Annotated in this window: 25 protein-coding genes; 7 read left to right on the top strand and 18 right to left on the bottom strand. The window is 71.9% G+C overall.

The window, feature by feature from the left end; all coding sequences use genetic code 11:
* Positions 1–2: 2 nt before the first annotated feature.
* From deoC to ABGB18_RS31565, 8 genes are all read right to left on the bottom strand, one after another.
* Positions 3–923 (bottom strand): deoxyribose-phosphate aldolase, encoded by a 921-nt coding sequence (deoC, locus tag ABGB18_RS31600; protein WP_347699288.1) that lies wholly within the window; start codon positions 921–923, stop codon positions 3–5.
* Positions 916–1,920: an ABC transporter permease gene (locus tag ABGB18_RS31595; protein WP_347699287.1), complete on the bottom strand. Its 1,005-nt coding sequence runs from the start codon at positions 1,918–1,920 to the stop codon at positions 916–918. Before ABGB18_RS31595 ends, deoC begins: the two co-directional genes overlap by 8 nt.
* On the bottom strand, positions 1,917–3,425 hold the full coding sequence (locus ABGB18_RS31590; protein WP_347699286.1) for a sugar ABC transporter ATP-binding protein: 1,509 nt from the start codon (positions 3,423–3,425) through the stop codon (positions 1,917–1,919). Before ABGB18_RS31590 ends, ABGB18_RS31595 begins: the two co-directional genes overlap by 4 nt.
* Positions 3,422–4,363 (bottom strand): sugar-binding domain-containing protein, encoded by a 942-nt coding sequence (locus ABGB18_RS31585; protein WP_347699285.1) that lies wholly within the window; start codon positions 4,361–4,363, stop codon positions 3,422–3,424. The genes ABGB18_RS31590 and ABGB18_RS31585 overlap by 4 nt, the downstream gene beginning before the upstream one ends.
* Positions 4,360–5,865 (bottom strand): FGGY-family carbohydrate kinase, encoded by a 1,506-nt coding sequence (locus tag ABGB18_RS31580; protein WP_347699284.1) that lies wholly within the window; start codon positions 5,863–5,865, stop codon positions 4,360–4,362. The genes ABGB18_RS31585 and ABGB18_RS31580 overlap by 4 nt, the downstream gene beginning before the upstream one ends.
* 2 nt (positions 5,866–5,867) lie before the next feature.
* Complete coding sequence (locus tag ABGB18_RS31575; protein ID WP_347699283.1) at positions 5,868–6,923, bottom strand: galactitol-1-phosphate 5-dehydrogenase; 1,056 nt, start codon at positions 6,921–6,923, stop codon at positions 5,868–5,870.
* Between the two features lie 13 nt (positions 6,924–6,936).
* The gene (locus tag ABGB18_RS31570) at positions 6,937–7,920 is read right to left on the bottom strand and encodes a substrate-binding domain-containing protein (protein ID WP_347699282.1); all 984 of its coding nucleotides are present in this window, start codon (positions 7,918–7,920) and stop codon (positions 6,937–6,939) included.
* Between the two features lie 109 nt (positions 7,921–8,029).
* Positions 8,030–9,355, bottom strand: coding sequence for an amidohydrolase family protein (locus ABGB18_RS31565; RefSeq protein WP_347699281.1), 1,326 nt, complete (start codon positions 9,353–9,355; stop codon positions 8,030–8,032).
* A 92-nt stretch (positions 9,356–9,447) separates the two neighbouring features.
* Here ABGB18_RS31565 and ABGB18_RS31560 point away from each other — a divergent pair, with 92 nt between their 5' ends.
* Positions 9,448–10,002, top strand: a complete 555-nt coding sequence (locus tag ABGB18_RS31560) for a MarR family winged helix-turn-helix transcriptional regulator (protein WP_347699280.1) — start codon at positions 9,448–9,450, stop codon at positions 10,000–10,002.
* A 33-nt stretch (positions 10,003–10,035) separates the two neighbouring features.
* On the opposite strand, the gene ABGB18_RS31555 is transcribed toward ABGB18_RS31560, so the two are convergent.
* Both ABGB18_RS31555 and ABGB18_RS31550 read right to left on the bottom strand, forming a co-directional pair.
* Positions 10,036–11,067, bottom strand: coding sequence for a hypothetical protein (locus ABGB18_RS31555; protein WP_347699279.1), 1,032 nt, complete (start codon positions 11,065–11,067; stop codon positions 10,036–10,038).
* A gap of 87 nt (positions 11,068–11,154) precedes the next feature.
* Positions 11,155–11,322, bottom strand: a complete 168-nt coding sequence (locus tag ABGB18_RS31550; protein WP_347699278.1) for a CGNR zinc finger domain-containing protein — start codon at positions 11,320–11,322, stop codon at positions 11,155–11,157.
* A 125-nt stretch (positions 11,323–11,447) separates the two neighbouring features.
* Here ABGB18_RS31550 and ABGB18_RS31545 point away from each other — a divergent pair, with 125 nt between their 5' ends.
* Both ABGB18_RS31545 and ABGB18_RS31540 read left to right on the top strand, forming a co-directional pair.
* On the top strand, positions 11,448–12,074 hold the full coding sequence (locus ABGB18_RS31545) for a PadR family transcriptional regulator (protein ID WP_347699277.1): 627 nt from the start codon (positions 11,448–11,450) through the stop codon (positions 12,072–12,074).
* A 167-nt stretch (positions 12,075–12,241) separates the two neighbouring features.
* Positions 12,242–12,967 carry a DUF998 domain-containing protein gene (locus tag ABGB18_RS31540; protein ID WP_347699276.1) on the top strand — a complete coding sequence of 242 codons (726 nt, stop codon included), beginning with the start codon at positions 12,242–12,244 and terminating at the stop codon, positions 12,965–12,967.
* Here the strand turns inward: ABGB18_RS31540 and ABGB18_RS31535 are convergent.
* Positions 12,904–13,791, bottom strand: coding sequence for an NmrA family NAD(P)-binding protein (locus ABGB18_RS31535; protein ID WP_347699275.1), 888 nt, complete (start codon positions 13,789–13,791; stop codon positions 12,904–12,906). The two genes, ABGB18_RS31540 and ABGB18_RS31535, sit on opposite strands and share 64 nt — an antisense overlap.
* Positions 13,792–13,917: 126 nt before the next feature.
* Between ABGB18_RS31535 and ABGB18_RS31530 the strand changes: the two genes are divergently transcribed.
* Positions 13,918–14,397, top strand: a complete 480-nt coding sequence (locus ABGB18_RS31530; RefSeq protein ID WP_347699274.1) for a MerR family transcriptional regulator — start codon at positions 13,918–13,920, stop codon at positions 14,395–14,397.
* Between the two features lie 190 nt (positions 14,398–14,587).
* On the opposite strand, the gene ABGB18_RS31525 is transcribed toward ABGB18_RS31530, so the two are convergent.
* Positions 14,588–14,737 (bottom strand): hypothetical protein, encoded by a 150-nt coding sequence (locus ABGB18_RS31525; protein WP_347699273.1) that lies wholly within the window; start codon positions 14,735–14,737, stop codon positions 14,588–14,590.
* 428 nt (positions 14,738–15,165) lie between these two features.
* Positions 15,166–16,119 carry a carbon-nitrogen hydrolase family protein gene (locus ABGB18_RS31520; RefSeq protein ID WP_347699272.1) on the bottom strand — a complete coding sequence of 318 codons (954 nt, stop codon included), beginning with the start codon at positions 16,117–16,119 and terminating at the stop codon, positions 15,166–15,168.
* Positions 16,120–16,507: 388 nt separating this feature from the next.
* On the opposite strand from ABGB18_RS31520, the gene ABGB18_RS31515 reads away from it, so the two are divergent.
* Both ABGB18_RS31515 and ABGB18_RS31510 read left to right on the top strand, forming a co-directional pair.
* Positions 16,508–17,155, top strand: coding sequence for an HAD family phosphatase (locus ABGB18_RS31515; protein WP_347699271.1), 648 nt, complete (start codon positions 16,508–16,510; stop codon positions 17,153–17,155).
* Positions 17,156–17,372: 217 nt separating this feature from the next.
* Positions 17,373–18,200, top strand: a complete 828-nt coding sequence (locus ABGB18_RS31510; RefSeq protein WP_347699270.1) for a LysR family transcriptional regulator — start codon at positions 17,373–17,375, stop codon at positions 18,198–18,200.
* Here the strand turns inward: ABGB18_RS31510 and ABGB18_RS31505 are convergent.
* The 5 genes from ABGB18_RS31505 to ABGB18_RS31485 form a co-directional block, all read right to left on the bottom strand.
* On the bottom strand, positions 18,197–18,538 hold the full coding sequence (locus ABGB18_RS31505) for an SDR family oxidoreductase (RefSeq protein WP_347699269.1): 342 nt from the start codon (positions 18,536–18,538) through the stop codon (positions 18,197–18,199). The genes ABGB18_RS31510 and ABGB18_RS31505 overlap by 4 nt on opposite strands.
* 111 nt (positions 18,539–18,649) lie before the next feature.
* Positions 18,650–18,865 (bottom strand): hypothetical protein, encoded by a 216-nt coding sequence (locus ABGB18_RS31500; protein WP_347699268.1) that lies wholly within the window; start codon positions 18,863–18,865, stop codon positions 18,650–18,652.
* A gap of 151 nt (positions 18,866–19,016) precedes the next feature.
* Entirely contained in the window at positions 19,017–21,734 is a 2,718-nt protein-coding gene (locus ABGB18_RS31495) for a hypothetical protein (RefSeq protein ID WP_347699267.1), read from the bottom strand.
* Positions 21,735–22,141: 407 nt separating this feature from the next.
* A complete protein-coding gene (locus tag ABGB18_RS31490) occupies positions 22,142–22,468 on the bottom strand; it encodes a helix-turn-helix domain-containing protein (RefSeq protein WP_347699266.1) in 327 nt (108 codons plus the stop codon).
* Positions 22,469–22,760: 292 nt separating this feature from the next.
* Positions 22,761–23,153: a LuxR C-terminal-related transcriptional regulator gene (locus ABGB18_RS31485; protein ID WP_347699265.1), complete on the bottom strand. Its 393-nt coding sequence runs from the start codon at positions 23,151–23,153 to the stop codon at positions 22,761–22,763.
* A gap of 437 nt (positions 23,154–23,590) precedes the next feature.
* Between ABGB18_RS31485 and ABGB18_RS31480 the strand changes: the two genes are divergently transcribed.
* Positions 23,591–25,429, top strand: a complete 1,839-nt coding sequence (locus ABGB18_RS31480; protein ID WP_347699264.1) for an ABC transporter substrate-binding protein — start codon at positions 23,591–23,593, stop codon at positions 25,427–25,429.
* Positions 25,430–25,482 lie beyond the last annotated feature (53 nt).

Here is a 25,482-nt window from a genome sequence, read left to right as displayed (position 1 = left end):
CCCTAGTCGATGGTGTAGTAGTCGGGCCCGGAGTAGTGGCCGGTGCCGAGCTTGGTCCGCTGCATGAGCAGGTCATTCAGCAGGGTCGAGGCGCCGAGCCGGAACCACGCCGGATCCAGCCAGTCGTCCCCGGCGATCTCCTTGACCAGCACCAGGTAGCGGAGGGCGTCCTTGGCGGTGCGGATGCCGCCGGCCGGCTTCACCCCGGCCTGCCGCCCGGTGGCGGCCCGGTAGTCCCTGACGGCCTCCAGCATCACCAGGGTGACCGGCGGCGTGGCGGCCGGCGCGATCTTGCCCGTCGAGGTCTTGATGAAGTCGGCCCCGGCGTGCAGCGCGAGCCAGGACGCCCGCCGCACGTTGTCGAGGGTGACCAGCTCGCCGGTCTCCAGGATGACCTTCAGGTGGGCCTGGCCGCAGCCCTCCTTGACGGCCGTGATCTCGTCGAGGACCTTGCGGTAGTCGCCCGCCAGGAACGCCCCCCGGTCGATGACCATGTCGACCTCGGTGGCCCCCGCGGCCACCGCCGCCCGGGTGTCGGCCAGCTTGACCTCCAGCGGCGTACGCCCGGCTGGGAAGCCCGTGGCGACCGAGGCGAGCCCGACCCCGGTGCCCGCCAGCGCCCGCGCGGCCGTCGCGATCATGTCCGGGTACACGCAGAGCGCGGCCACCGAGGGGGCGGCCGGGTCGGCGGGGTCGGGCCGTACGGCCTTGGCCGCCAGCGCCCGCACCTTGCCCGGCGTGTCCGAGCCCTCCAGCGTGGTCAGATCGACCATCCGGATGGCCAGGTCGAGCGCCTGCCGCTTCGCCGTGGTCTTGACGGACCGGGTGGCCAGGTCCGCGGCGCGGCGGGCCACGCCCACCTCGTCCACGCCGGGCAGCCCGTGCAGGTAGGACCGCAACGATCCCGGGATGGTGTCAGGCACGGGCGCCACGCCTCTCGATGAGCAGGTTGAGTACGAGGGCGACCAGCAGGATCAGACCGGTCACCACCATCTGGAAGAAGGAGCCCAGGCCAAGCAGGTTGCACAGGTTGCGCAGCACGGACAGCAGCAGCACCGCCACGAACGTGCCGAACACCCCGCCCCGCCCGCCGAACAGGTTGGTGCCGCCGAGCACCACGGCCGCGATCGCGTCCAGCTCCAGCCCGTCGAAGGCGGTGGGCTGGCCCACGGTCAGGCGGGAGGTGAGCAGCACCCCGGCCAGCGCGGCCAGCGCTCCCGACACGGCGAACACGGCCGTGATCACCCCGCGCACGGGCAGGCCGGACAGCCGGGCGGCCTCCTTGTTGCTGCCGACCGCGTAGACGTACTCGCCGAATGTGGTCCCGCGCAGCACCCCGCCGGCGAGCAGCGTGATCACCACGAAGATGATCCCGACGATCGGGACATAGCCCACGAACCCGCCGCCGAGGAGCTGGAACGCCTCCGTCCCGCCGGTCTCGGCCGGCTTGCCGTCGGTCAGCAGGTACGTGAGCCCGCGGACGGCGGTCAGCCCCGCCAGCGTGGTCATGAAGGACGGCAGCGACAGGTAGGCCGACAGGCCCCCCATGAACGCGCCGAACACCGCGCCGGCCGCCACGCTCAGCAGGATCGCCGGTACGACCGGCACACCCGAGGTCATGAGCAGGGCGACCGTCATCCCGCCGAAGGCGGCCACGCTGCCCACGGACAGGTCGATCCCTGCCGTCAGCACCACCATGGTCATGCCGATGGCGACGATCCCGGTCAGGGACGACTGCTGCAGCAGGTTGGCGATGTTGCGGCCGGTGAGGAACTGCGGGGCCAGCAGCGAGGCGACCACGCACAGCGCGAGGAAGACCAGCAGCAGATTGGACTTGACGATGAGGTCGGCGCCGCGGCGCGTGCGGGCGCCGCGGTCCCGGGCGGTTGCGGCCGCCCTGGATCCGATGGACGCGGTCATGGTGTGGCTCCTGTGATGACGGTGTGCGCGATGACGTTCTCCGGGTGGACCCGGGGGTCGAAGCACGCGACGTTGCGGCCCTCGTACAGGACCTGGATCCGGTCGGCGTTGGCGGTCAGCTCGTTCAGCTCGCTGCTGGCGAGCAGGACGGCCACGCCCTGGCCGGCCAGGTGGCGCACCTGGCGGTAGAGGTCGGCCTTGGCGCCGACGTCCAGGCCGCGCGTGGGCTCGTCCAGCAGCAGGACCCTGATCCCGCCGCGGGTGATCCACTTGGCCAGCACGACCTTCTGCTGGTTGCCACCGGAGAGCTGGCCCACGGGCTGGCCGGGACCGGCCGCCTTGACGCCGAGCCCGGCCAGCGCGGGCTCGGTGACGCGGCGGCCGAGCCGGCCGGGCAGCAGCCACGGAGGACTGCCGAGCGCCCCGATGGCGGCGTTGCGGCTCACGGACAGGCCCAGCATCAGGCCCTGTTCCTTGCGGCTCTCCGGCACCAGCGCCAGGCCGGCCCGCACGGCGCCGGCGGGATTGCGCACCTTGAGCGGGCGGCCCTCCAGGTCGGCCACGACGTGGGCCTTCAGGTCGCCGAACAGCGCGCGCAGCAGCGTCGTACGCCCCGCGCCGCCGAGCCCGGCGAGCCCGACGACCTCGCCGGGCCGCACCTCGATGTCGCGCACGTCGAGCAGGCCGGGGATGTGGACCCGGGCCACCCGCAGCAGCGGCTCGCCCCCGGGCGCGGCCCGGTCCGTGGCGCCCGCCTGCTGCCCGGCCTCGCCGATCATCGCCGCGACGATCTCGCCGGGGCCGGTGGGGGCCAGGTCGTAGACGCCGACGGTACGGCCGTCGCGCAGCACCGTCGCGCGGTCGCCGATCTCCATCACCTCCTCCATCCGGTGCGAGATGAAGATCACCGAACGCCCCTCCGCGGCGAGCGACCGGATGACCTCGAACACGGCGGGCAGCTCGCTCTCACCGAGCGTGGCGGACGGCTCGTCCATCACGATCACGCGCGCGTCGGCGGTCAGCGCCTTGGCGATGGCGGTGAGCTGCTGGGCCGCGATCGGCAGGTCCCTGACGCGCGCCGTCACCGGGAAGGTCGCGCCGACCCGGTCCAGCGCCGCGCGGGCCAGCCGAGCCCGCCGCGCCCGCCGGACGAACGGGCCCAGCCGGGGTGCCCTGCCCAGCAGCAGGTTCTGCGCCACGGTGAGGTCCGGCAGCAGGTCCAGCTCCTGATAGATCACGGCGACGCCCGCCGCCAGCCCCGCGTGCGGGGTGGCGGGAGCGTAGGGCTGCCCGTCCAGCAGGATCGTCCCCTCCTCGGGCCGGTACGAGCCCGAGAGGATCTTCATCAGGGTGCTCTTGCCGGCGCCGTTCTCGCCCAGCAGGCAGTGCACCTCGCCGGGACGCACGCTCAGTTCGACGCCGTCCAGGGCGAGGGTGCCGGGGAAGCGTTTGACGATCCCGGTCATGCGCAGGCGTTCCCCAGCGCGGGTCACTGTGCCGGTCATGATCCCTCCAGCAGGTGCTTGGCGTTCTGGTCGTCGGTGATCAGCACGTCGCACAGGCCGCTCGACACGACGGCCCCGCACACGGCGTGCTTGGCCGCGCCGCTGACCAGCGCGATCGAGGTGGTTGCCGAGCGCAGGACGTCCAGGGAGAGGCCGAGGGTACGCCCGTCCAGGTCGGGATCGACGATCCGGCCCTCGGCGTCGATGAAGCGGCCCAGCACGTCGCCCACCGCCCCGGCCCGCGCGAGCCTGGCCAGGTCGCCGGCGTCGATCTGGCCCGAGTCCACCAGCACGGAGTCGCTGCCCATGCCCCCGGGGCTGAACAGGAACAGGTCGGCCCGCGCGGCGAGGGCGAGCACGTCGGAGACGGCCCGGTCGCTCTCCAGCACCGCGCGGGTGCTCTGCTGCTGCAGGATCGCCGGGGCGGCCAGCAGCGTCGCGGTGCCGCCGCCGTGGTGGGCCATCAGGCTGGCCATGCTGTGCGCGCTGGTCGGGTGGCGTGACCGGCTGAGCGCGCCGTTGATCTGCACCACGTTGACGCCCGTGGCCCAGCCGGGGGTGAGCCCGCCGGCCAGGCGGTCGAGCGTCCGGCCCCAGGAGACTCCGATCAGCCCGGGCGCGGGCCGCAGCTCCATGAGGTGGTCGGCGCCCGCCGCGGCCACCCGGTCGCGCACCTGCTCGGGGCCGTCGCCGTCGCCCGCCGCCACCACGATGGCCTCGCGCAGGCCGAACCGCTCCCGCAGCGAGCGCTCCAGGGTGCGTACCCGGGAACGCGGGTGCAGCACCTCGATGCGGACGATGCCGACCTCGCGCGCCTCGGCCAGCATGCGTCCCACCTTCCAGCGGGTGAGGTGCATCGCGTGCGCGATCTGCTCCTGCGTCTGACCGGCCTCGTAGTAGCGGACGGCCACCTGGTAGAGCTGGTCGTCGTCGGTCATGTTCCGGACCTCGCACTCAGCCGGTGGGAGAGCTCCGCCGTGGCGGCGGTGGCCTCGCGGTAGTCGGCGTAGCCGGCCCGGTACGCCTGCGCGTGCGCGGCGACCGGCTCCACCGTGCGGACCCGGGGCGCGTACCGCGCCGACGCCTCCGCCAGCGAGGTGTGCCGTCCCGAGCCGGCCGCGGCGAGCACCGAGCAGGCGCGCAGCGTGAGGTTGTCGCCGGTGACCAGGTGGACCGGCCGGCCGAGCACGTCGGCGGTGGCCTGCAGCCACAGCTCGTTGCGCTGGATGCCGCCCGACAGGAAGATCTCCTCCACGGCGATCCCGCCGTCGGTGAAGGAGTCGATGACCTGGCGGGTGCCGTACGCGACGCCTTCCACGGCCGCCCGGTAGACCTGCTCGGGGGAGCTGGCCAGGGTCAGCCCGAGCACCGCGCCGCGCAGACGCGGGTCCCGCAGCGGGGTGCGGTTGCCCATGAAGTAGTCCAGCACGATCAGGCCGTGGCCGGCCGGGGGCAGCTCGGCCGCCGCCTTGATGAGCCCGCCGATCTCCGCCCGGGGCCGGCCGATGAGCTTCTCGCCCGTCCAGGCCAGCACGGAGCCCGCGCTCACCTGGCCGCCCTCCACCAGCCAGCGGCCCGTGTGCAGCGCGTCCGGGTACGGCCCCCACACGGTGGCGGGGAAGACCGGCTCGGCGATCTCGGTGACGAAGGCGTTGGAGGTGCCGCAGACGATCGACACCCGGCCCTCGCGGGCACCGCCGATGGCCAGCAGCGACAGGTGCGCGTCGATCCCGCCGGACACGACGGTGGCCGGGCCGGTGATCCCGAGCTCCGCCCGGGCCGGCCCGCCGAGCGGCCCCACCGGGTCACCGACGGGCACGATCTCGTCCGGCAGCTTGCCGCCCAGGTCGCCGATGCCGAGCGCCTCATAGAGGTCGTGCGGGTGGCCGGTCCCGCGCGGGTCGTAGTTGCTCTTGCAGACCGCGTTCATCCGCGATCCGGCCCACCGCCCGGTGAGCCGCCACACCATGTAGTCCACCGCCTCGGTGATCCGGGCGGCGGCGCGGTAGGTCTCCGGCTCGTGGCGGGCCAGCCACATGGCCTTGGGCACCAGCCACTCCACGGCGTCGCGGCCGCCGGAGTAACGCAGGACCGGATGGCCGGCTTGGGAGGTGCGCGCGGACTCCTCGCCGGCCCGGCCGTCCATCCACAGCAGGGCCGGCCGCAGCGGGCGCCCGTGCCGGTCCAGGACGGCCACCGTCGAGGCCGTGGTCGCCACCGCGACCCCGTCGATCGGCGGCCCGCCCGCCTCGGCGAGCGCCTGCCGGGTGGCGTGCACGCTCGCCCGCCACCAGTCGTCCGGATCCTGTTCGGCCCAGCCGGGCCGGGGGAAGCAGGTCGGGTAGGAGTGCTCGCCCGCTCCCATGAGCGCGCCGTCAACACCGTAGACCGCCGCGCGGGCGCCTTCGGTCCCCAGGTCGAGGGCGAGGAAGGCAGCCATCGTCACTCCTCGTTCGGCAGGAACAGGACCTTGGAGCTGAAGATCGACCGGTCGCCGAGGCTGGCCATGGTGCCGGGCAGCGCGTCCAGCCCCAGCTCATGCGTGATCATGAACTTCCACGCCAGGTCGCCGGAGGCCAGCGACCGCGCCGCCTCCCGCCACTCCTGGCCGGGGAAGGGGGCGGAGAAGGAGTTCCACGCGCCGTGCAGGGTGACCTCGCGCCGCAGGAACGAGGCGAAGGTGGACTCGGGCAGCACCACCGGCTCGTGCGGGATGCCGATGAACACGGCCTCCCCGTGCCGGGCCGCCAGCGCCACGGCCTGGTCGACGGTGGCGGGCACGCCGGCCGACTCGACGACCACGTCATAGCCTTCTCCGGCCACTTCCGCGGCGGCCCGCGCGCTGGTCGCGGTGTGCGTGGCGCCCGCCTCCGTGGCCATCGCGGCCTTCTGCTCGTTCAGCTCGATCACCAGCACCTCGGCGGCCCCGGCGATCCTGGCCCACTGCACGGCGAACAGGCCGATGGGGCCCGCGCCCACCACCGCCACCCGGTGGCCGCCGCGCATCTTCGTGCGCCACAGGGCGTGCAGCGCGATGGCCGCCGGGTCGAGCATGGCGGCCGCCCGGGGGTCGAGGCCGGCGGGCAGCACCATGAGGTTCTCCTCCGGCACGGTCACGTACTGCGCGTACGCCCCGTCGCGGCGGCTGCCGAAATACCCGTAGTTCTTGCACAGGCTGAAGTGGCCCTGGCTGCAGGGGGCGCAGGCATGGCAGGGGATGAGCGGGGGCACCGTGACCAGGTCGCCCTCGCGTACCCGGCCGGTGGCGGCCAGGCGGTCGCCGAGCCGGACGACGTGCCCGGAGAACTCGTGGCCGCAGATGATCGGGAAGTGGTAGGCGACGCCCGCGTGCAGCATCCGCGGGATGTCCGATCCGCAGACTCCGCAGGCGGCGACGCGGACGAGCGCCTCGCCGGGGCCCGGTTCCGGGACGGGCACCTGCTCGACCCTGATGTCGCCGGGGGCGTGGAGCACCGCGGCCTGCATGGTTTCCGACATCCTTGTGCCTTCCTTACTTGCCTGCCTGGGCGAACTCGCCCGTTCCCGCGTACTGGGCCGCGTTGTCGGTGTCGATCAGCGCGGTGCCCGCGTCGACGGAGGGCTCGACGTGCTCGCCACGCTGGACCTTGAGCACGGTCTCCACGGCCTTCGTGCCGAGGGAGATGGGATCGTTGAGCGCGGTGGCCACGTACTGGCCCGAGGGGATCTGCTTGACCGCCTCCATGAGGCCGTCGACGCCGGCGACCAGGACCTTGTCCTTGCCGTTCTCCTTGAGGACCTGCAGGGCGCCGAGCGCCATGTCGTCGTTGTGCGCGTACACGGCGGCGACGTCGGGGTGGACCTGGAGCAGGTCCTGCATCGCGGTGACGGCCTTGGAGCGCACGTAGTCCGCGTACGGCCCCTCGACGATCTTGATCTTGGGGTTGCCCGCGACGGCCTCGTGGAAGCCCGCGCTGCGGTCGCGTGCCACCGCGCCGCCGGTGTCTCCCCGGATCTCGATGACGGTGCCGCCCTTGTCGCCGAGCACCTCGCTCAGCCGCTTGCCGACGAGCGCGCCCATGGCCTTGTTGTCGCGCCCGACGTGCGCGGCCGCGCCCTCGGGCACCGGCCGGTCCACGGTCACGACCGGGACGCCGGCCGCCTTGGCCGCGGCGATGCCCGGCTGCACGCCCTGCGGGTCCACCGGGTTGACCAGGAGGACGTCCACCTGCCGGGTGATGAGGTCCTGGATGTCGTTGTTCTGCTTGGTGACGTCGCCGCCCGCGTCGGCGAAATAGAGCGTTCCACCCGCCTTCTTGGCGGCGGCCTCCGCGCCCTCGCGGAGCTGCACGTAGAAGGGGGACTGCTGGGTCGCCTGGCTGAACCCGATGGTGACGGGACCGTCCGACTTCTGGCCGGAGGCCGCGGTGGATCCGCCGGGGGTGGCGGACACCGAGCAGGCGGACAGGGCTGTGACCAGCAGGAGGGGAATTGTGAGCGACCGGAATCCACGCATAGGGGCCTCCGTATGTGACGTAGGTAACGCACCGTAAGTCGGGAATTAACCTCGTCGCAACACTTGAGCCGAAATTTGCTCATATGAGCGGAGTGGGCGGTCGCGTACCTTACATCTCGCCGGGGATCCACGTTCCGTCGAGGGCGACACCGGCGTCGGCGGCGATCCGCGCCCGGGAACGCAGCGCGCGTTCCCGCAGTTCGCCGAGGTCGAGGCCGACCAGCGCGCCGCCGCGTTTGACGATCTTCCCCGCGACGAGCACGGTGTCCACGAGCCCGGGATGCGCGGCGGACACGACCGCGCCCACCGGGTGGTTGGCCGGGAAGAGTGTCAGGTCGTCGGCGCGCAGCAGCACCAGGTCGGCCTGCTTGCCCGGGGTGATGCTGCCGACCTGGTCGCCGAGTCCCACGGCGCGGGCGCCGTCGATCGTCGCGAACTCCAGCACGTCACGGGCGGTCAGCGACGGCGGCCCGCCCCGCGCGGTGTCCAGGCCGCGCTGCACGCTGAGCGTGGTGCGCATGGTCGAGAACATGTCGCCACCGGCGGAGGGGCAGTCGTCGATGGACAGGGTCGGCCGGATGCCCGCGGCGAGCATGCGCCCGGTCTCGGGCCAGCCGAAGCCCATCTTCAGCTCCACGTCCGGGCTGATCGACACCGAGCAGCCCGCGTCGGCCATCATCGCCACCTCGTCGTCGTCCAGGCCGTTGCCGTGCACGAACGTCGTGCGGTCGTCGAGCAGCCCGTGCTCCCGCATGACGGCGACCGGCCGGCGTCCCTGGGTCGCGTCCGGACGCACGTGCACGTGCACGCTCACCCGCAGCCCGAGGTCCCTGGCCGCGGCGACGTCGGCGACGGTGGTCTCCATGCTCGTGGTCTGCGGGCCGCGCAGGCCCACCGCCATCGTCACCAGGGCGTCGCCGCCGGGGATCCGGCCGCGCATCCGGGCGAGTTCGGCGGCGACGGGGATGTCGGTGCCGATTCCCGCGCCGTAGCAGAAGACGCTCCGGCCGGGTGCCTGGTGGAGCGCGTCGAGCGCGGCGTCGCCGTGCGCGGCGGTGTCGGTGCAGTGGCACCAGTCCAGCAGGGTGGTGATGCCCGAATGCAGGGCCTCGACCCGGCCGAGCAGCGTTCCGACGTGCACGTCCTCCGGCCGGTAGTGCGGGCGCATCGTGCCGTGCATCGCGGCCCGGTATTGGGCGAACGTCCAGTCGGCGCCGATGCCCCGGAACACCGCCTGCCAGGTGTGCCGGTGGGTGTCGACGAAGCCGGGCAGCACCAGCATCCCGGTCGCGTCGAGCACCTCGGCGCCGGGCGCGTCGAGGTGCTCGGAGACGGCGCTGATCCGGCCGCCCTCGACGAGCACGTCACCGCGCGGCAGGTCGCCGGTCCTCGGATCGACGCTGATCACCGTGCCGCCGCGCACCAGAAGCCTCATGGATCGACCATTCCCTTCGTGCAGAGTTGACGCGTCAACTGTATGAACCAAGAGTTGACGCGTCAACTGCGGGTCGTCGGTAGGATCTCCTCATGGCGGAGACGTTGACACCCGAGGAGTGGGAGCTCTGGGACACCTGGATGCACGCGCATCGCCTGCTCGTCCGGGAGGTCGACCGCGGCCTGCAGCGTGACTTCGGCATCTCCAAGGCCGAGTTCAGCGTGCTCGTGACGCTGCGGCAGGCACCAGGCCGCCGGCTGCGCGTCGGCGATCTCGCCGAGTCGCTCGCCTGGGAGAAGAGCCGGGTTTCGCACCTGCTGACGCGGATGGAGAGCCGCGGGTTCGTGGAACGGGCCGAGAGCGGGGCCAGCGGCCGCCGCACGGGGATCGGGCTGACCGAGAAGGGCCGCCGGGCCGTGGAGAGCGCCATCGACGGGCACGCCGGCAACGTCCGCCGCTACTTCCTCGACCCGCTGACGCCCGAGCAGGCCGCGGCCATCCGGGCCTGGAGCGAGCAGGTGGTCGACCGCATCGAGCCGCTCTGCGGCGACGCCGTCGCCAAGCCGTCCTCCCTCGGGGCGGCCCCGCGCCCCGAGGGCTGGGAAGGAGCTTCAGGGCCGGCCGGCGGCGCCCAGCCCGCGGGTTGAGCGATCACGGCCGCCGGGCGCGCTCACGGCCGGTCAGCGGAAGTCGGAGATGCGCAGCACCGCCAGCATGTCCGTCGCCCGGGAACCGGTCGAGAAGGACGCCTCCGCACCGACCCAGCCGCGGAAGGCCCCCTTGTCGTCGATGATCTGCATGAGCGGCTTGACGTGGGAGTTGCCGGTGTAGCAGAACTCCTTGCGCTCCATCGCCAGGCAGGTGCACCAGTGCCACAGGGTGTCGCGGCGGTCGGTCTTGGAGATCATCGTGAGGTAGTACTGGATGGAGCTGATGTTGGCGCGCGTTCCGCCGCCGTAATTGGGGCAGCCGCCCTCCTTCTGGCACGCGCTGTTCGAGGACGGCTGCAGGTAGGTCAGGCACGAGGTGGTGGCGGCGCAGGAGCGGAAGGCGGAGTGGCCGAACGGCTGGTTGGCGGATTTGACGAGCTTGCCGCTCGCCCAGCTCGTCAGGTCCTGCCTGAGCGAGCCGGGGAACGCCTTCACCGAGCTCATCGCGCGGCGGGTGCCGAACGCGGCGTTGCTGCCGTAGCCGTACCCGTGGGTGGCCAGTGTGCTCTGCTTGAGGTCCAGGCGGGCCAGCCTGCCGTCCGGCGAGGGCCGTACGTACCACTGCTCCGTCCACGCCTGGGCGATCTTCCAGCGGATGGTGAGCACGTTGCCCGCCACGGTGTACGTCCCGGTGCGGCTCTCGTCGGGAGAGCCGGTGAAGCCGCCGGCGGTGAGCACCTCGCAGGCGCGCGGCCGCGACTGCTTGCCGCCCGCCTTGGTGGTGCAGCTCCCGTCGGGACGCGTTCCGGTGCGCTGCCTGGCCTGGGGATTGCGCTGCCACCACAGGTACATGGCGGAGGTCACCGTGCCGTTCGCGGCGAAGCGGTAGTTGCCCAGCCGAACCCAGTTCTGCTGGGAAGCGGCCTTCAGATGGCCCTGTGAGACGACATAGGTGCTCTTGCCGCCCGGCAGTGGTGAAGCGGCCACCGTGGCGGTGGCCGGCAGGGCCGGCAGGAGGGTGATGGCTAGCAGGAAGGACAGGATTGCCGCTGCGGTACGCATGAAGAAGCTCTCCGGAAGGCTTGCGGGCGTGGCCGATCTTCAACGGGTCACCGTATTGGGTCCGGACCGGATGTGTCAGCGAAACGGTCAGTCCGCGCCGCCCTGGCGGGTGCGCTGGTAGTGGCGCCGGGCCTTCATGCGGTTGCCGCAGACGGCCATCGAGCACCAGCGGGCGCGGTTCGGTTTGCTGTGGTCGATCAGGAACAGCCGGCAGCCCGGGTTCTCGCACGGGCGCAGGCGCCCGGGGCTGGACACCCGGAGGGCATCCCACGCGAGCACCGCCCGCGCCGCCGTCCACGCTGGACGGAAGGAGGAGTCCAGAAGTAGTTGACACTGACTAGTTGGATCCGGATAGTTGGTAGTGGCCCGGGAGGGGAGAGATGGCGGCGAAGAAGCGCAAGGTGGCCAACCTGCTGGCCCTGGCGGTCCTGTCCTACCTGAGCCGGCGGCCGATGCATCCGTACGAGCTGAGCAGGACCCTGCGCGACCACGGGGACGACCGCAGCATCAAGTTCAACCACGGGTCCCTCTACATGGTGGTCGGGCAGCTCGCCCGGGCGGGGCTGATCGTCGAGGTGGCGACGGGCCGTCAGGGGCAACTGCCGGAGCGGACCGTCTACGGCCTGACCGACGAGGGACGGCGGGAACAGCGCGACTGGCTGCGCGAGCTGGTAGAACAGCCCAGGCACGAATACCCGGGCTTCGTCGCCGCCCTGTCGCTGATCGGGGCGCTGCCTCCGGACGAGGCCGTCGAGCTGCTGCGCAGGCGGCTGGAGCGGCTGGCCGAGGCACGCGAGGAGACCGCCGTGCTGATCGAGGGCACGGTGAGCTCCGGAATGCCGGAGCTGTTCGTCATCGAGGAGGAATACCGGCTCGCGCTGCTGGAAGCCGAGATCGCGTTCGTCGAGCGGTTCGTCCAGCGGATCATCGATCCGGAGAAGGGCTGGGGCCCCGGGTGGGCGCGGGCACACGCCCATCATCGGGAGGGGGGTGGCCCGCCAGGCTGACCCGGAAACGACCCCGGTCGCGGTGCGGGAACACCACGGCCGGGGTCGGCCTCGCACTGATCCCGCGGGAACGGAACCGGTTGCACGAGGTCGGCAACCGTAAGGGTAGCCGGAACTCTTCCCGCGGGGCACGTCATCACGACCCTGCTCACTGGAGGAGCTCTGCCATGTTACGTACCGTCAGTCCGCCGATGACCGCCCGCTGGGCCGCTCTCGGAGCCGTCGCCGGTCCCGTGCTGTTCGAGCTGTCCTGGCTCGTGCTCGGATTCGTCAGCCCCGGCTACACCCTCTTCGGCCACAGGTTCGCCGATTACTCGCCCATCAGCCAGCCGGTCAGCGGGCTCGGCCTCGGAGTGACCGCGCCGTACATGAACGCCGCGTTCGTCGTCACCGGCCTGATGCTCATCGCCGGCGTGGCCGGCGTCTACCTGACGGTCCCGGCGCCGGCGCGCCGGACCTGCGCGGCCCTGCTCGGGCTCACCGGCGTGGGCCAGATCATCTGCGGGGTCTACGATCTGGAGCAGATGATGCCGCACACGCTCGGCTTCCTGCTGGCCATCGGCACCCCGGTGGTCGCCTTCCTGGTCGCCGGGCTGTCCTTCCGCCGCCTGCCGCGGTGGCGCCGGTTCGGCACCTGGCTGCTGGCGGGCAGCCCGCTGACGCTGATCCTGCTCGTGGCGTTCTTCCTGACCTTCCGGCAGACCGCGGCGGGGGCGGAGCAAGGGACGGCCGGGCTGGTGCAGCGGCTGGGCATCGTCGAGGTACACGCCTGGTTCGTGGCCCTGGGCTGGCCGGCCTTCCGGCGGGCGGGGCGGGGGCGGTCAGGGCGTCAGGACGCCGGGCCGGCATCGCGTACGAACTGCTCGACGGTGGCCGGCTTGACCTCCGGGTAGCGGTCGTTGTCGAGCGCGGCGAACTTGGCCTTACCGGTCACCATGCACCACTGGTACTGCAGCGCCACATAGTCGAACGGGTTCCGGGTCCGGGCGGCCCGGCGCTCGATCTCGGCCCGCAGGTCGTCGGCGGTGCCCAGGGTCCGCAGGTCCAGCCTGCGGCCGCTGCCGCGCTCGACCGCCTCGTGGAACCCGCGCATCGAGAGGACCTCGCCGGCGAACCGTACCGTGCCGCCGCCCGCCAGTGCCGGGTCCAGGACGGCGGCGGCGGTGTAGTCGGCGGTGTCCTGAACGGTGGTCACGTCCAGCGGCTGGTCAGGGTCGCCCCAGTGGGAAAGGGTCCCCTTCTCCCAGTCGACCAGGCCCATGAAGCCCACCATCACCTCGGCGAAGGCGCCGTTCAGGACCGACAGCACCCCGAGCGGGGACCCGGCGAACCGGGCCGCCGCCTGCCTTCGCCAGTCGATCATGAAGTTGTCGCCGTCGTCGAGCCGGGTGAGGTCGCAGGCGAAGTCCGAGGGGACGAACCGGGCCGCCCCGGCCCGCTCGGCCGCCCTCAGCAGGTTCACCTGGCCCTCCACGATCACCTCGGGCCCGCCCTGGACGGCCGAGACGACCGCCGACGCCCCGCCGACGGCCGCGGCCAACCGGTCGACCGGATCGGTGAGATCGCCCTCGACCAGCTCGACACCCCTGGCCCGCAGTGCGTCGAGGGCCCGCCGCTTCTCCCCGGTGGCCCCGGGGCGGACCAGGGCCCGTACGGTGGCTCCACGCGCCAGCAGCGCCGACGCGAGCCGGTTGCCGAGCAGCCCGGTCGCACCCACCAAAAGCACTTTCTGCTGTGCCGGCATCATGATGAATCCCCTTGTGTTCCGTTGGTTCTTCGGGTGGTTCATCGCGAAGGTAAGGTCTATAACCGGTTACAAGGTCAAGGGGAAGGCAGCCCGCACATGCGCATCGGGGAACTGGCCAGGCGCACCAGCGTCGATGAGCAGCTACTGCGCTACTACGAGAAGCAGGGGCTGCTGGCACCCGAGCGGTCCTCGAACGGCTATCGCGAGTACGCCGATACGGACGTCGGCGTCGTACTGAAGATCCGGGCGATGCTGGCCGCCGGCCTGTCCACCGCCACCATCTCCCAGGTCGGTTCCTGCCTGCGGGAGGAGGCGCTGCCCGCCCCGGCCTGCTCGGGAGTCGTCGAACGACTGCGCGGCGAGCGCGACCGCCTGGACCGGGCCATCGAGGAGTTGCAGTCCGCCCGCGCCGCCCTGGACGACGTGATCCGCCGCGGCGAGAACGCGGAACCGGGCGGCCGCCCGGGGGAGCAGCCGCCTTGGGCCCCCGCCCAAGCAGGCCCTGCGCAAGCAGGCCCCGCCCAGAGAGGCCCCGCCCAGAGAGGCCCCGCCTTCCACCTTCGCCGGTCCGCCTGACAGCCCCGGCGGCGCGACCAGTGCGCGGCACTCGGCCCGCACCAGCCGCGTCACGATCCCCGAAAGCTCATGCTTCCGCGTGTTCGGGCAGCTCCATCTCCAGCGGTGTCCTGGCCCGGCCGGAGACCTGGGGACATGAGTCGGCCGGAGACCCCTCTTGGGGCCTCCGGCCGGGCGAGCGATCAGCAGATCAGCAGGTGTGCCAGGGCTCTCCGCAGGGGATCGGGGCGGCGTTCGCGGCGGTGGCGGTCATCGCGCTGGAGAGGGCCAGTCCGCCGGTGCCGGCGATCATGGTGATGAGGACGATCCGGATGGCCTGGATGCTGAGTCGCTTGCTCATTTTCTGCCTGCCTTTGGTTCGTCCGGCAGCCCCGCCGGCTCCCGATCAGGTGAACTGCCGCAACATTCACAACGGGGGCCATCCGCTCCTTATCCGATCTCTTCCACGCTGATATCAGGGCAGGTCGGAAGCGTTTCGCGCCCTCTTCCCCCGCTCTCGTGCACCCCGGCGGGCGGCATTATGCGAGATCACGGCCCGCTGTCCGGCCGGATAACGCGGAAGGCCATCGGGATAGCGCGGCGAAGGCGATCCGATTGCGCGCCCCGGCACATTCACCCGCAGAGCCGGGCGCGACCCAACAACGGATCACGACCGGATGAATCCATACAGTTCGCCCGACGAGATCCCCTCATCCCGGACGACGGCAATACCTTCGCTCCAGGCACGTCCGGGATCCACAATTCCGGAGATGGTTTGACCTGATCGCCCTACTCGGTGCGGAAGTGGAAGACGTCCGGGCGCGCGTAGTGGCCCACGACGTCGAGGTCGAGGTACGCGCCGTCGAGCAGGCCGAGGTCGAGGTCGGCGACGAGCAGGTCCGGCCCGCCGAACGACGGCCCCGCCAGCAGGTTGCCGAAGGGGTCCACGATGCAGCTACCTCCTCGGATGACGGCATCGTCCTGATCGGAGGTGAAGAAGCCGGGAGCGAAGAAGTCGGGCGGGTAGTCGGCGCGGGTGGCGTACTGGTTGGCCGACAGCACGAAGCAGCGGCCCTCGACGGCGATGTGGCGCATGCTCGATGTCCACACGTCGCGCTCATCCACGGTGGGCGCGCAGTAGATCTGCACGTTCTGCTGGTAGAGGGCGGTGCGGTAGAGCGGCATGTAGCTCTCCCAGCAGATCGACATGCCGACGCGGCCTGCCTCGCTGTCGGCGACGACGACGTCACTCGCGTCGCCGCGACCCCAGATCACCCGCTCGGTCCCGGTGGGGACGAGCTTGCGGTGCCGGGCCAGCAGCGTGCCGCCGGGGGAGAGCAGCAGGGCCGAGCAGTACAGGGTACCGCCGTGACGCTCGATCACCCCGACCACCACGTGCACCCGATGGGCGGCCACCGCGGCGGCGATCTCCTCGAACGCCTCACCGGGGATCTCGATCGCGGACCTGCGGTAGTCGGCGAACAACGCCCGTCCCCGGTCGTCGCGGCGGCCCACGGTGGCGCCGAAGGTCTCCCCCTTGGGGTAGCCGCCGATGAACGCCTCGGGGAAGACCACGAGCCGCGCTCCCTGGTCCGCCGCCCGGCCCAGGAGCTCGCGGAAGCGGCGCAACGTCTCGGGAAGGTCGAACAGGCGGGGCGCGGCCTGCACGACGGCGACCCGCCGGGTCCGCGCCGTGGCTGCGGGGTCGGGTACGGCTCCTGTCACGGCGTCCGGATCCGTCACGACCGCGGCTCCTCTCGAGTGGTGCTGACGTGAGATCGCCGGAGATGCCCAGGCCGCCGGGCATCTCAGGACATGCTCGACCCTAGCCTGCCCGATCGCCGGCCGGCGGCCCGAGTCCTGGGCGGCCCACGCGACCGAGCCTCCCGCTCGGCACGCGACCTGCCGGCGCGGCAGGTCATGGAGGGTCTGGGCGGGTGCCATCGCCGCGGCCCTCGGCGAAGTGGTACGTAGCGCCACGGGACGGCAGGTCGTGCGGCGGGAACTCCCACTGGCAGCCGGTCCGGCCCTGGATCGCGTTCACGATCTCCCGCATCTCATGGCCGGGCCGCTGAGCCCGAAGTCCCCTTCATGTACAAGATCCCGACGCGAACGTGCACACTTGTCAGCTGTGTTGACTTTGCATGTCTTTGATATGGATGGAACTCTGCTGAGCGGAACGACGGCCAGCCTCCAGATAGCCCGGCATCTTGGATCCACGCAGAAGGTCGTCGAGTTGGAAGCATGGTTCGCGGCCGGCGAGATCGACACTCGCGGGTTCGCGGCCGCCATCCATGACTTGTGGCGAGACCTGACGCCGTCGGTGGTCGCGGACGTGTTCGCCGGCAGTCCATGGCTGACTGGAATCCGTGAGGTCTGCGCGGACATCCATGAGCGTGGTGAACGTTCTGTGGTGATCACCATGTCACCCGACTTCTTCGCGCGGCACCTGCTTGAGCTTGGCTTCGACGACGTGGTGGCTTCCCGGTTCCCGCCGCTGCCCTTCCAGGAGCCGCTGGATCCGGCGAACATCCTCACCCCCCGCGACAAGGTCCGCGTCGTGAAGGACATGTGCCAGCGGTACGGCCTTTCGCCCGCACAATGCGTCGCCTACGGCGACTCGATGTCCGACGCTCCGCTGTTCCGCCAGTTGACCAAAACAGTGGCGGTGAACGCCGACCATCACCTCGCCGACCTGGCCGCCCTCAGCTACTGCGGCGATGACCTGGCCGAGGTGTACGCACTTGGCCGTGCACTCCTCGCCCGTGACGCCTCCTGATCGATGTCTGAGGAGGACTGCGGGCTGGATGGGGACCGGCTTCGGCGATGGACGGTAGCACCACACCAGATCGGGTGCCGTAGCGCCTGTGGGCCGTCGTCATGATCTACGTTGTAAAGGGCGAGGGATCATGTGAAACCTTGAGGAGGGGCCTGCGACCCTGACTGAGCGACGACGCGACCCCGGCACGGTGATGGCCGAGGTTTACCCTGAAAGCGTGGATCGGGTGGAAACGCGCGAGGTGGAGTGCTTCGTCGCCGTCGCGGAAGAGCTGCACTTCGGGCGGGCGGCCGAGCGGCTCGGTATCGCCCAGCCGCCGCTCTCGCGGACCATCGGCCGGCTCGAACGCCGGCTCGGCGTGCGGTTGTTCGAGCGGACCAGCCGCCGGGTCGAACTGACCGCCGCCGGCAGCGTCTTCCTGGCCGAGAGCCGGCGGGCGCTCGATGCGATGGACGCCGCCGTACGACGAACCCAGCGCGCCGCCCGGCAACAGCGACTGGTCGTCGCCACCAGGCCGGGGACCGGGCCCGGACTGATGGCCCGCATCCTGCGGGCCTACGAGCGGCTGCCCGGGGCGGTGCCCGTCGAGGTCGTCTTCACCCATGACCAGGCCGGCGCGCTGCGCAGTGGCGTGGCGGACCTCGGGCTGATGTGCGCTCGCGGCGACCTGGACGGGATGACCACCGTCGAACTGGCCCAGGAATCCGCCGTCGCGCTGCTACCGCCCGGCCATCGCCTGGCCGGGCGGCCCGCGGTGGTGTTCGCCGAGCTGGCCGGGGAGGACGCGTACCGGGAGAACCGCCCGACCGACACCCTGGACCAGATCGTCGAGCTGGTGTCGCTCGGCCGGTTGGTCGTGGTGGTCGGCGCCAGTGTGACCGAACGGATCGGGGACACCGTGGTGGCGGTGCCGGTTGTGGACGTCCCGGCCACCCGGCTCGTGCTGGCGTGGCCGGGCGGCGGTACGGACGCGGCCCGCACCCTGTTCACCCGGACCGCGCAGGCCGTCGCGACCAACCGGGACGAGCTGGAACGAGCGTCCTAGACGAGCCCGATACCGAGCTGGGTCGCGCCCCCGTCGGTGGCCAGCTCGACGCCCGTGATGTAGCTGCTTTCCGGCGAGGCGAGGAAGAGCGCGGCGGCGGCCTGCTCCTCGGGGCGGGCCAGCCGTCGCAGGGGGATCGCCGCCGAGTGCTCCACCCGCCACTGCTCGCGCGCGGGCGCGTCCAGGCCGGACGCGGCCAGGGCGGAGTCCATCGCGGGCGTGTCTGTTCCGCCGGGTGCCAGCGCGTTGACGCGGATGTCGCGTCCACGCAGCCACCCTTGATCGGCATCGGGTCGCCGTCGGCGATACTTCCCCGGGAGTAGGTGCCGCCGCGTCAACGCTGCCTGGCGTAAGTGACACCCTCAGCCCGCACGTTCCCCTGCGACGGGCTCCGAGATCGCCGCCGGTGAGGTGAGCGGGCGTCCAGGAGACGCGATCAAGACCTTACTCTACAACGCGTAGAGCTCTCCTCGGCAGCCTGGGGGAGCAGGACGGTGATGGGGCTCCGATGGCGGCGGGCCGCCGAGCCGGTCGGGTGCCGCGGCGGTGGTGGTGGGGGTGGTCGTGGGGGTGGCGGAGGCGGCGCCGGCGGTGGTGGCGAGGATGCCGCCGGCGACGGCGAGGGTGGCGGCCGCGGTGGCGAGGCGTCGGATGGTCGTGTTCATGTCGTGTCCCCCTTGTGTGTGGTGTGCGCGCTTTCCTTGGCACGCTTTCAACCTAGATGGGCGAAATGTCCCTTTCCGTGCAGAAAGGCACACTGGGGACGAATGCTTACAAAGACACACAAAGGGAGTCGCGTAACGTGATCCTGCGCCCTCAGGGCCACCACTGGTGGACGTCGTTGACCGCGGCGGCGATCTCCAGCAGGTTCTCGTCGGTGTCGCGTATTTCGCGGACGATGCTTTCGCAGCCGGCGCGATCGGTGTGCGGCAGATGACGTCTCACCGCGGTGACCATGGCCGGGAAGCCGTCCTCGCCGTGTGCGTCCCGCGCTCTCGACAGTAGTTCCACCAGGTTGCCGGCGTCACCCTGTGGCCAGACGGTCAGCGCTTCATCCAGCAGTCGCACGGGCAGGGATGAGGCGAGGTCGTGCAGGGCCTCCTTTTCGTCCCAGTCGTCCAGGTCGGATATGGCGGCCAGAACGTCCGGCACCTGTCCCGGCGACAGGAACGCGACCACCTTGTGCGCTTGGTGGACGAGCATGAAATCCCCGGCAGGAAGCTCTCGTACGAGCTCGGGGCGCGGGTCCTCGGGAAGGTCGGCGAGGATTTCGCCAAGAACCTCCGCCTTGCTGCCGCCTGTCCCCGAAAGCGAACGGATCGCAGCCACCGCCTCCTCCAACGCCTCGTCTCGCGACTCCGGCGGCAGGCGCGACGACAGCACGGCCATGAGCCATGCGCGGTGGCGGGCACCGGTGATGCCGCGCGCGGCACTCAGCACCTCACCCACGACCTCCGCCCGCAGGGACAGCGGCAACCCGGCGAGGGTGACCGCCCGAGACTCCTCCGGCTCGGCGTGGACGGTGGCCAGTACCTCGCGTACGAGATCGAGGCATTCCCGCGCCGACAGCACCGACGTCACGTCGGCCAGCGCGCGGACACGCCACGGGTCGGGAATCGCCCGTGCCGCGGCAAGCGCCTCGCGCGCGAACTCGGCCCGCCGCTCGCCCTCGGCGCGCTGCGCCAGCTCCCGCAACACCCCGGCGCGAAAGTGAACGCTGGAAAGGTCACGCACCGCGTCGACGGCCTCGGAGACCTCCCTGCCGAGCAGCGCGTGCGGGAACAGCACGGCCAGTGTCCTGTCGCGTTCTTCCTCGTCGCCAAGGGCGCGGGCGATGCTCAGCGCCTCGTCGCACCACTCCCGCGGCAGGCGTTCGGCCGTTTTGCGCAGCAGTTGCGCGCGGTCGGCCTCCTCGCGCACGGTGCGGATGGCGGCCAGCACGTCGCCCGCCAGGTGCGGCCAGTCCCGCTCCGACGGGCTGTCAACGACCTCGCCGAGCACGATGACAGGGTCCCGGCCTTCGGGGGCCTCGCGTAGGTCGGCCAGTGCCGTACGGGCCGCGTCCACTCCCTCCTGGCCGTCCAGGCCGGCCCTGATCACCTCGCCGATCGCCTGCGCGCCGTAGACGGCGTCGGGAATCGTGCGAGTGACGGTCAGCGCCTCCCGCAGCACCTCTTGACGCCGCGGCTGCGGGAGCCGCACGGCCAGCGCGTTCAGCGCGCGCACCCGGTCGTGCTCGTCAGCGGTCTCACGGGCGATCACCAGCGCGTCGTCCCACCACTGCGGCGGCAGGTGCTCGGCCAGCTCCGCCAGCAACAACCAGCGATGCAGGTCATCGACCGTACGGGCGATGTCCAGCGCCCGGCCCCACAACCGTGGGGGCAGGTGCGGCGCCACCCCCTCCAACGCCCGCACCCGGGACATCTCATGGTCCACGGCCCGCACAGCGGCCAAGACCTCTGTCATGGCCTCCGCCGGCAGCCCCTCGGCGATCTCCGCCAGCAACCGCGCGCGATTCGAGTCGTCGGTGAGCCCGCGAGCGGCCGCCAGAAGTTCGGCCAGAGCGTCATCGCGTTGTCCGGCCGACATCCGGGAAACCACTGCCCCCAGCGCCTGTGCCCGGCGAAAGTCGCTGGTCATGGTGTGGGCCACTGCCAGTGCCTCGCGCCACAACTCCCCGGGCAACACCTTGACCGTCTCGGACAGCAGCCGGTCGCGGGACCACTCGTCATCGATGTCGATCGCGGCCGCCAGCACCTGCCGCAGGATGGCCGGCCGTGAATCCTGCGACAGGTGCGCGGCCACCCCGGCGAGCGTGTGGAGCCGGCCGAACTCCTCGCCGCGCTCCCTGTCGCGGACGCGGGCGGCCATGAGGGCATAACGGACCTCGGCGGCGAACGCGGGCGCCGGCTGCCCCGCGGCCAACGCGGCGTCGGTCAGCCGTTCGGCATGGTGACGGGCCAGGCTCAGATCGTCCAGGAACAGCTCGGGGGTCCCCATCGCCTCGTGCGCCGCGAACCAGACATTGACCACCTCGCCATCGGCTCGGGTGTGGCCGCGGGTGAGCAGGGAGTGCAGGTCGGCGTGGCGGCCGGCGGAAGCCAGATGGCGGGCGAGATGACGTTGGGCGTACCCGCCGTGGACGGCTCCGATCGCGGGCTCACCGGCCAGGGTCGCGAGGCCGCCGGTCAGCCCGCCGAAGGCGTCCAGGAAGTGGCCGGCGATCCGGGAATGAGCGCTGTCGCCGATGACACGCAGGACGTACTCACGCAAGCCTGGCTCTTCGAGCCGCCACCGACGGTGCTCATCCGGGACAACCGTCAGAAACGGCCGCAACGGCCCCTCACACAGCCGCTTCACCAGCGCCGCGTCCGTCACACCGCTCCAGGCGGCCAGGACGGCGGCGTCCACGGGTTCCTCGGTGGCGGCAAGAGTTTCCAGCAGTGGCGCGACGGCCCGTTCCCACCCGGCTTCCTGCCGCCACGCCGTGAGGCGCCCGGCGAAAACCTCCTCGCTTCCAGGTTCCCCTGCCACCGCATCCTCCGTTCATGGCGCCGTTCGCCAGATACGACCCTTGGGCCGAGCTTTCGGCCGCATCCTGTATGCCAGACATGAACCCCAGCCGCAACAAGATCAGCCGCGCGACAGCGGGCCAGGTGGCGGACGCACCTCACCGTTACGTTCGCGCGGGAGACGCCTTCAACGTTCGCGTTCGAGCCGGGAAGGCACAAAGGCCGCCTTCCGGGTGGAGGCGGGCCGGTGCGGCCACAGCCACCGCGTCTGTCACCACGGGACCGGTGTTCCGTCCCAGGAGAGGAACCCTCCGGAGGGGCCGTCGCCGGACAGGACCGCCGACCGGACCGCCCCCGCCCCCGCCCCCGCCCCCGCCTCGGCCGGGTCGCATCGCTCCCCGCTCTGGTCAGCGTGACTGGAAGCCCACGTCACATGCCGGACGCGTGCTCGGAAGGCCACGCCACATCGTCGCGCGCGAGAAACGGCGAGACCGCGACCGCGGCCGGCGTCATCCCGGCGAAGGCCATGACGTCCCGGTGAAGGTGGGACTGGTCGGCGTAACCGCTCTCCGCCGCCACCAGGGCGGCGCCATGGCCGGCGGCGAGACGGCGGGCGGCGTGGTCGAAGCGGATGAGCCGGGCGACACGCTTGGGGGTGAGGCCGATCTGGGCGCGGAACCGGGACCAAAGGCGCTTGCGGCTCCATCCGATCTCGGCGACCAGCCGTTCGACACGTACCCGCCCTCGGCTGGCCACCAGCTTCCCCCAGGTGAAGGTGACTTCCGGGTCGACGGCTCGGCCCGCGCCGCCCCGCCGACCCAGCGCGCCCCGAAGGGCGGGGCGGCGTACGGGATCCCGAGGAACGCCGCCACCCCCTGGTCCATCCGGCCCCGCACCCGGCCACCCGCCACCCGCACCTCTGGCACGCTGTCCATGCCCTTCGCCATCATTTCTCCTGTCGCTCGGAGCCTCGATGCCCCGGCACCGTGCCGGACCCGCGGTCGAGCATCACAAGCTCGGCGCCAGGAGTCTTGAACAAATGTTCCGCCTATCGTGAGCGCGGGGAGCGCAGCCGGGTCCAGGCCATCAGCACGTGCAGGCGGTCGGGAAGCCCCAGCTTGGTCAGGATGCTGGACACGTGGACCTTCACCGTGCAGCGGCTGATCAGGAGACGGCCGGCGATGTCGTCGTTGGACAGTCCCTCGGCGATCAGCGCGCAGACGTCGCGTGCGCGATCGGTGAGCCGGCGTGCCGCCTCCAGCAGCGCATGGTCCTCGGCCGTGGGGATCGGCGGTTGCAGCGCCTCGATCATCCGGGTGGTCGCCTCCGGCGCGAGCACGGACTGACCGCTCGCGACGACGCGGCGCAGGCGTACCCGTGGGCCGCCCGCGGGCAGGGCGGCCACCAGGTCGTCGAGCCGGTCGAGCCGCGGGGGAGGCACCAGCGGGTCGTGTCCCGAGGGACCTCCCGCAGGACGCCGAGCAGCCTGCGCAGCTCCGCCAGCGACGCGCGGCCGGTGTCCGCCACCCGCCGCAGCGTGGCTTCGGAGTGGTCGCCGGTGTCGGCGGCGGCCTCGGCGTCCACCACCGTGGTGGTCACCGAATGGTTGAGAAGGTCGTGCGCCTCCCTGGCCGGCAGCGCCCGCTCCCGCTCGGTGGCGCGCCGTTGCGGCTCGTCTCGGACGGCGACGGGGAGTGAAGGCCGAGTGCTGGTCGTCACCCACGTTGGGCGCGCGGCCGGGCGTCCGGCGATGTGGCCGGACGCTTCGAACCGGAGGACCGTGTATCGGCAGGTGGGGGTCCGTCCTCTCTGGAGACGGAGCAGGTGCCGGGCAGGGCCGGGCACCTGGGGTTTCGGGTTCGGCCTGACGGGGGTCAGATGGGGTGGGAATCGGATCTGCGGCCAGGGTTCGCGCTGCGGTTGCGGGCCTTGAAGGACGCCGCGCAGTTGTCGGTCCGCGAGTTGGAGGTCGCCAGCAGCCGTACGCCGCGTCGCCGCGCGGGACAGGCTCCCCTGCGGTTGAGGCGCAGCACCATCGACGGGATGATCAGCAAGACGCGGCCGGTGTGCCCGCGGCAGGAGCATTTCGAGGTGTTCGTCGACACCTGTCTACGCGTGGCCGAACAGTCCGGCCGGTCGCTGCCGGACGAGTTCGGGGATCGTCAGACGTGGGACGCCGCCTACCGGGAGATGTTGGTGGGCATGGCCGGGGCTCGCAGTACGAACCGCCTGGCGGCCGAGGCGGCCGTACGGCTGCGCGAGGTGGGATCGCCGCCGTCCGGGGGACAACCCGGGAGCCCTCGCGGGCGGGCAGGAGTCCCCCCGCCGTCGTCCGGACCGGCTGACTCCGCTCCGCCGTCCAGCGCGTCCCCCGCCGGGCCGGCCGACCTCGGTCCGCCGTCCAGCGCGTCCTCCGCCGGGCCGGCCGCGGCTCCCGGCAGGCGCAGGCAGGGCGTCCTGGTCAAAGGAGCCGGTGCGATCGCGCTGACCGGCGTGGCCGTCGCCGCCTGGGCCCTGTCGCCGGTCTCCCAGCACGACGGCGGCACCGCGAAGGCCACCATCGCCCCGGCCGACGTGGGCGGTGACGGGGTGCTGAAGCTGGGCGCGCTGGTGCCCAAGAGCGGCGCCCTGCAGTTCTTCAACCGTCCCATGGCCGCGGGCATCCGCCTCGCCGTCGCCGACGTCAACGCCGCCGGTGGGGTGTTCGGCCGGAAGATGATCGGTACCGAGGTGGACGCCGGCGACAGCGACGACCGCGGCACCCAGGCGCTGGCCCAGTTGATCTCCCAGGGGAGCGACGTCGTCATCGGCCCGGTCACGTCCTCGACGTCGCTGACGATGATCGACCAGGTCAAGCGGGCCGGCGTGGTGCAGATCTCGCCCACCGCGACCTCCGACCAGCTCACCGACGCCGACGACCACGGCCTGTTCTTCCGCATGGCCGCCCCGGACGCCATCCAGGGCGACGTCCTCGCGGAGCTCATCCGGGCCGAAGGCGGCCGGCGGGTGGGCATCCTCGCCCTGGACGACCCGTACGGGAGAGGACTGGGCGGGCACATCCGCAGGTCACTGGAGCGCCGCGGCGTCGACCAGGTCCAGGTCGAGACCTACGACACCGCGGACAGGAGCTACGCCACCGAGGTGCGGAGGATCGGCGCGGCACGCCCGGACGCCGTCGTGGTCGTCGGCTACACCGAGACCGCGGCCATCGCCCGCGAGCTGGAGCTGCACGGGCTGGGCGAGAGCAGGTGGTATTTCACGGACGGCTACCTGTCCTCCGGCGACACCGGCAGCGGCCTGCCCCGCGGCACCCTCACCGGCGTCAAGGCGACCCAGGCCGGCGCCGAGGTGGGCGCCGCCTTCCAGGAGCGGTTGCGCTCGGTCGACTCCGCGCCGACGGACTTCACCTACGCGCCGGAGGCGTACGACGCCACGATCGTCGCCGCGCTGGCCGCCGTCGCCGCCGGCCGCGACGAGCCGAAAGGCCTCGCCAGGACCATGGCCGAGGTGACCAGGGACGGCCAGCGGTGCACCGACTTCCTGGACTGCGCCCGGTTGCTGGCCTCCGGCAAGGACATCGACTATGACGGAGTCAGCGGCCCGATCGACTTCACCGACAAGGGCGACCCGGCGAAGGCACCGATCGGGGTGTACCAGTACAGCGCCGATCACACCGCCACGGCCTTCTCCCACGAACTCGGCGAGCTGCCGGCCTGAAGCGGGCGGGGGACAACCGTTGAGTCTCCCCTGAGGGGAGGCGGCAGACTGTG

Origin of the sequence: Nonomuraea sp. B12E4, from assembly GCF_039871825.1 — a bacterium.
In the GTDB taxonomy this organism is placed as follows: domain Bacteria; phylum Actinomycetota; class Actinomycetes; order Streptosporangiales; family Streptosporangiaceae; genus Nonomuraea.
This window is presented reverse-complemented; position numbering and strand designations above follow the sequence as displayed.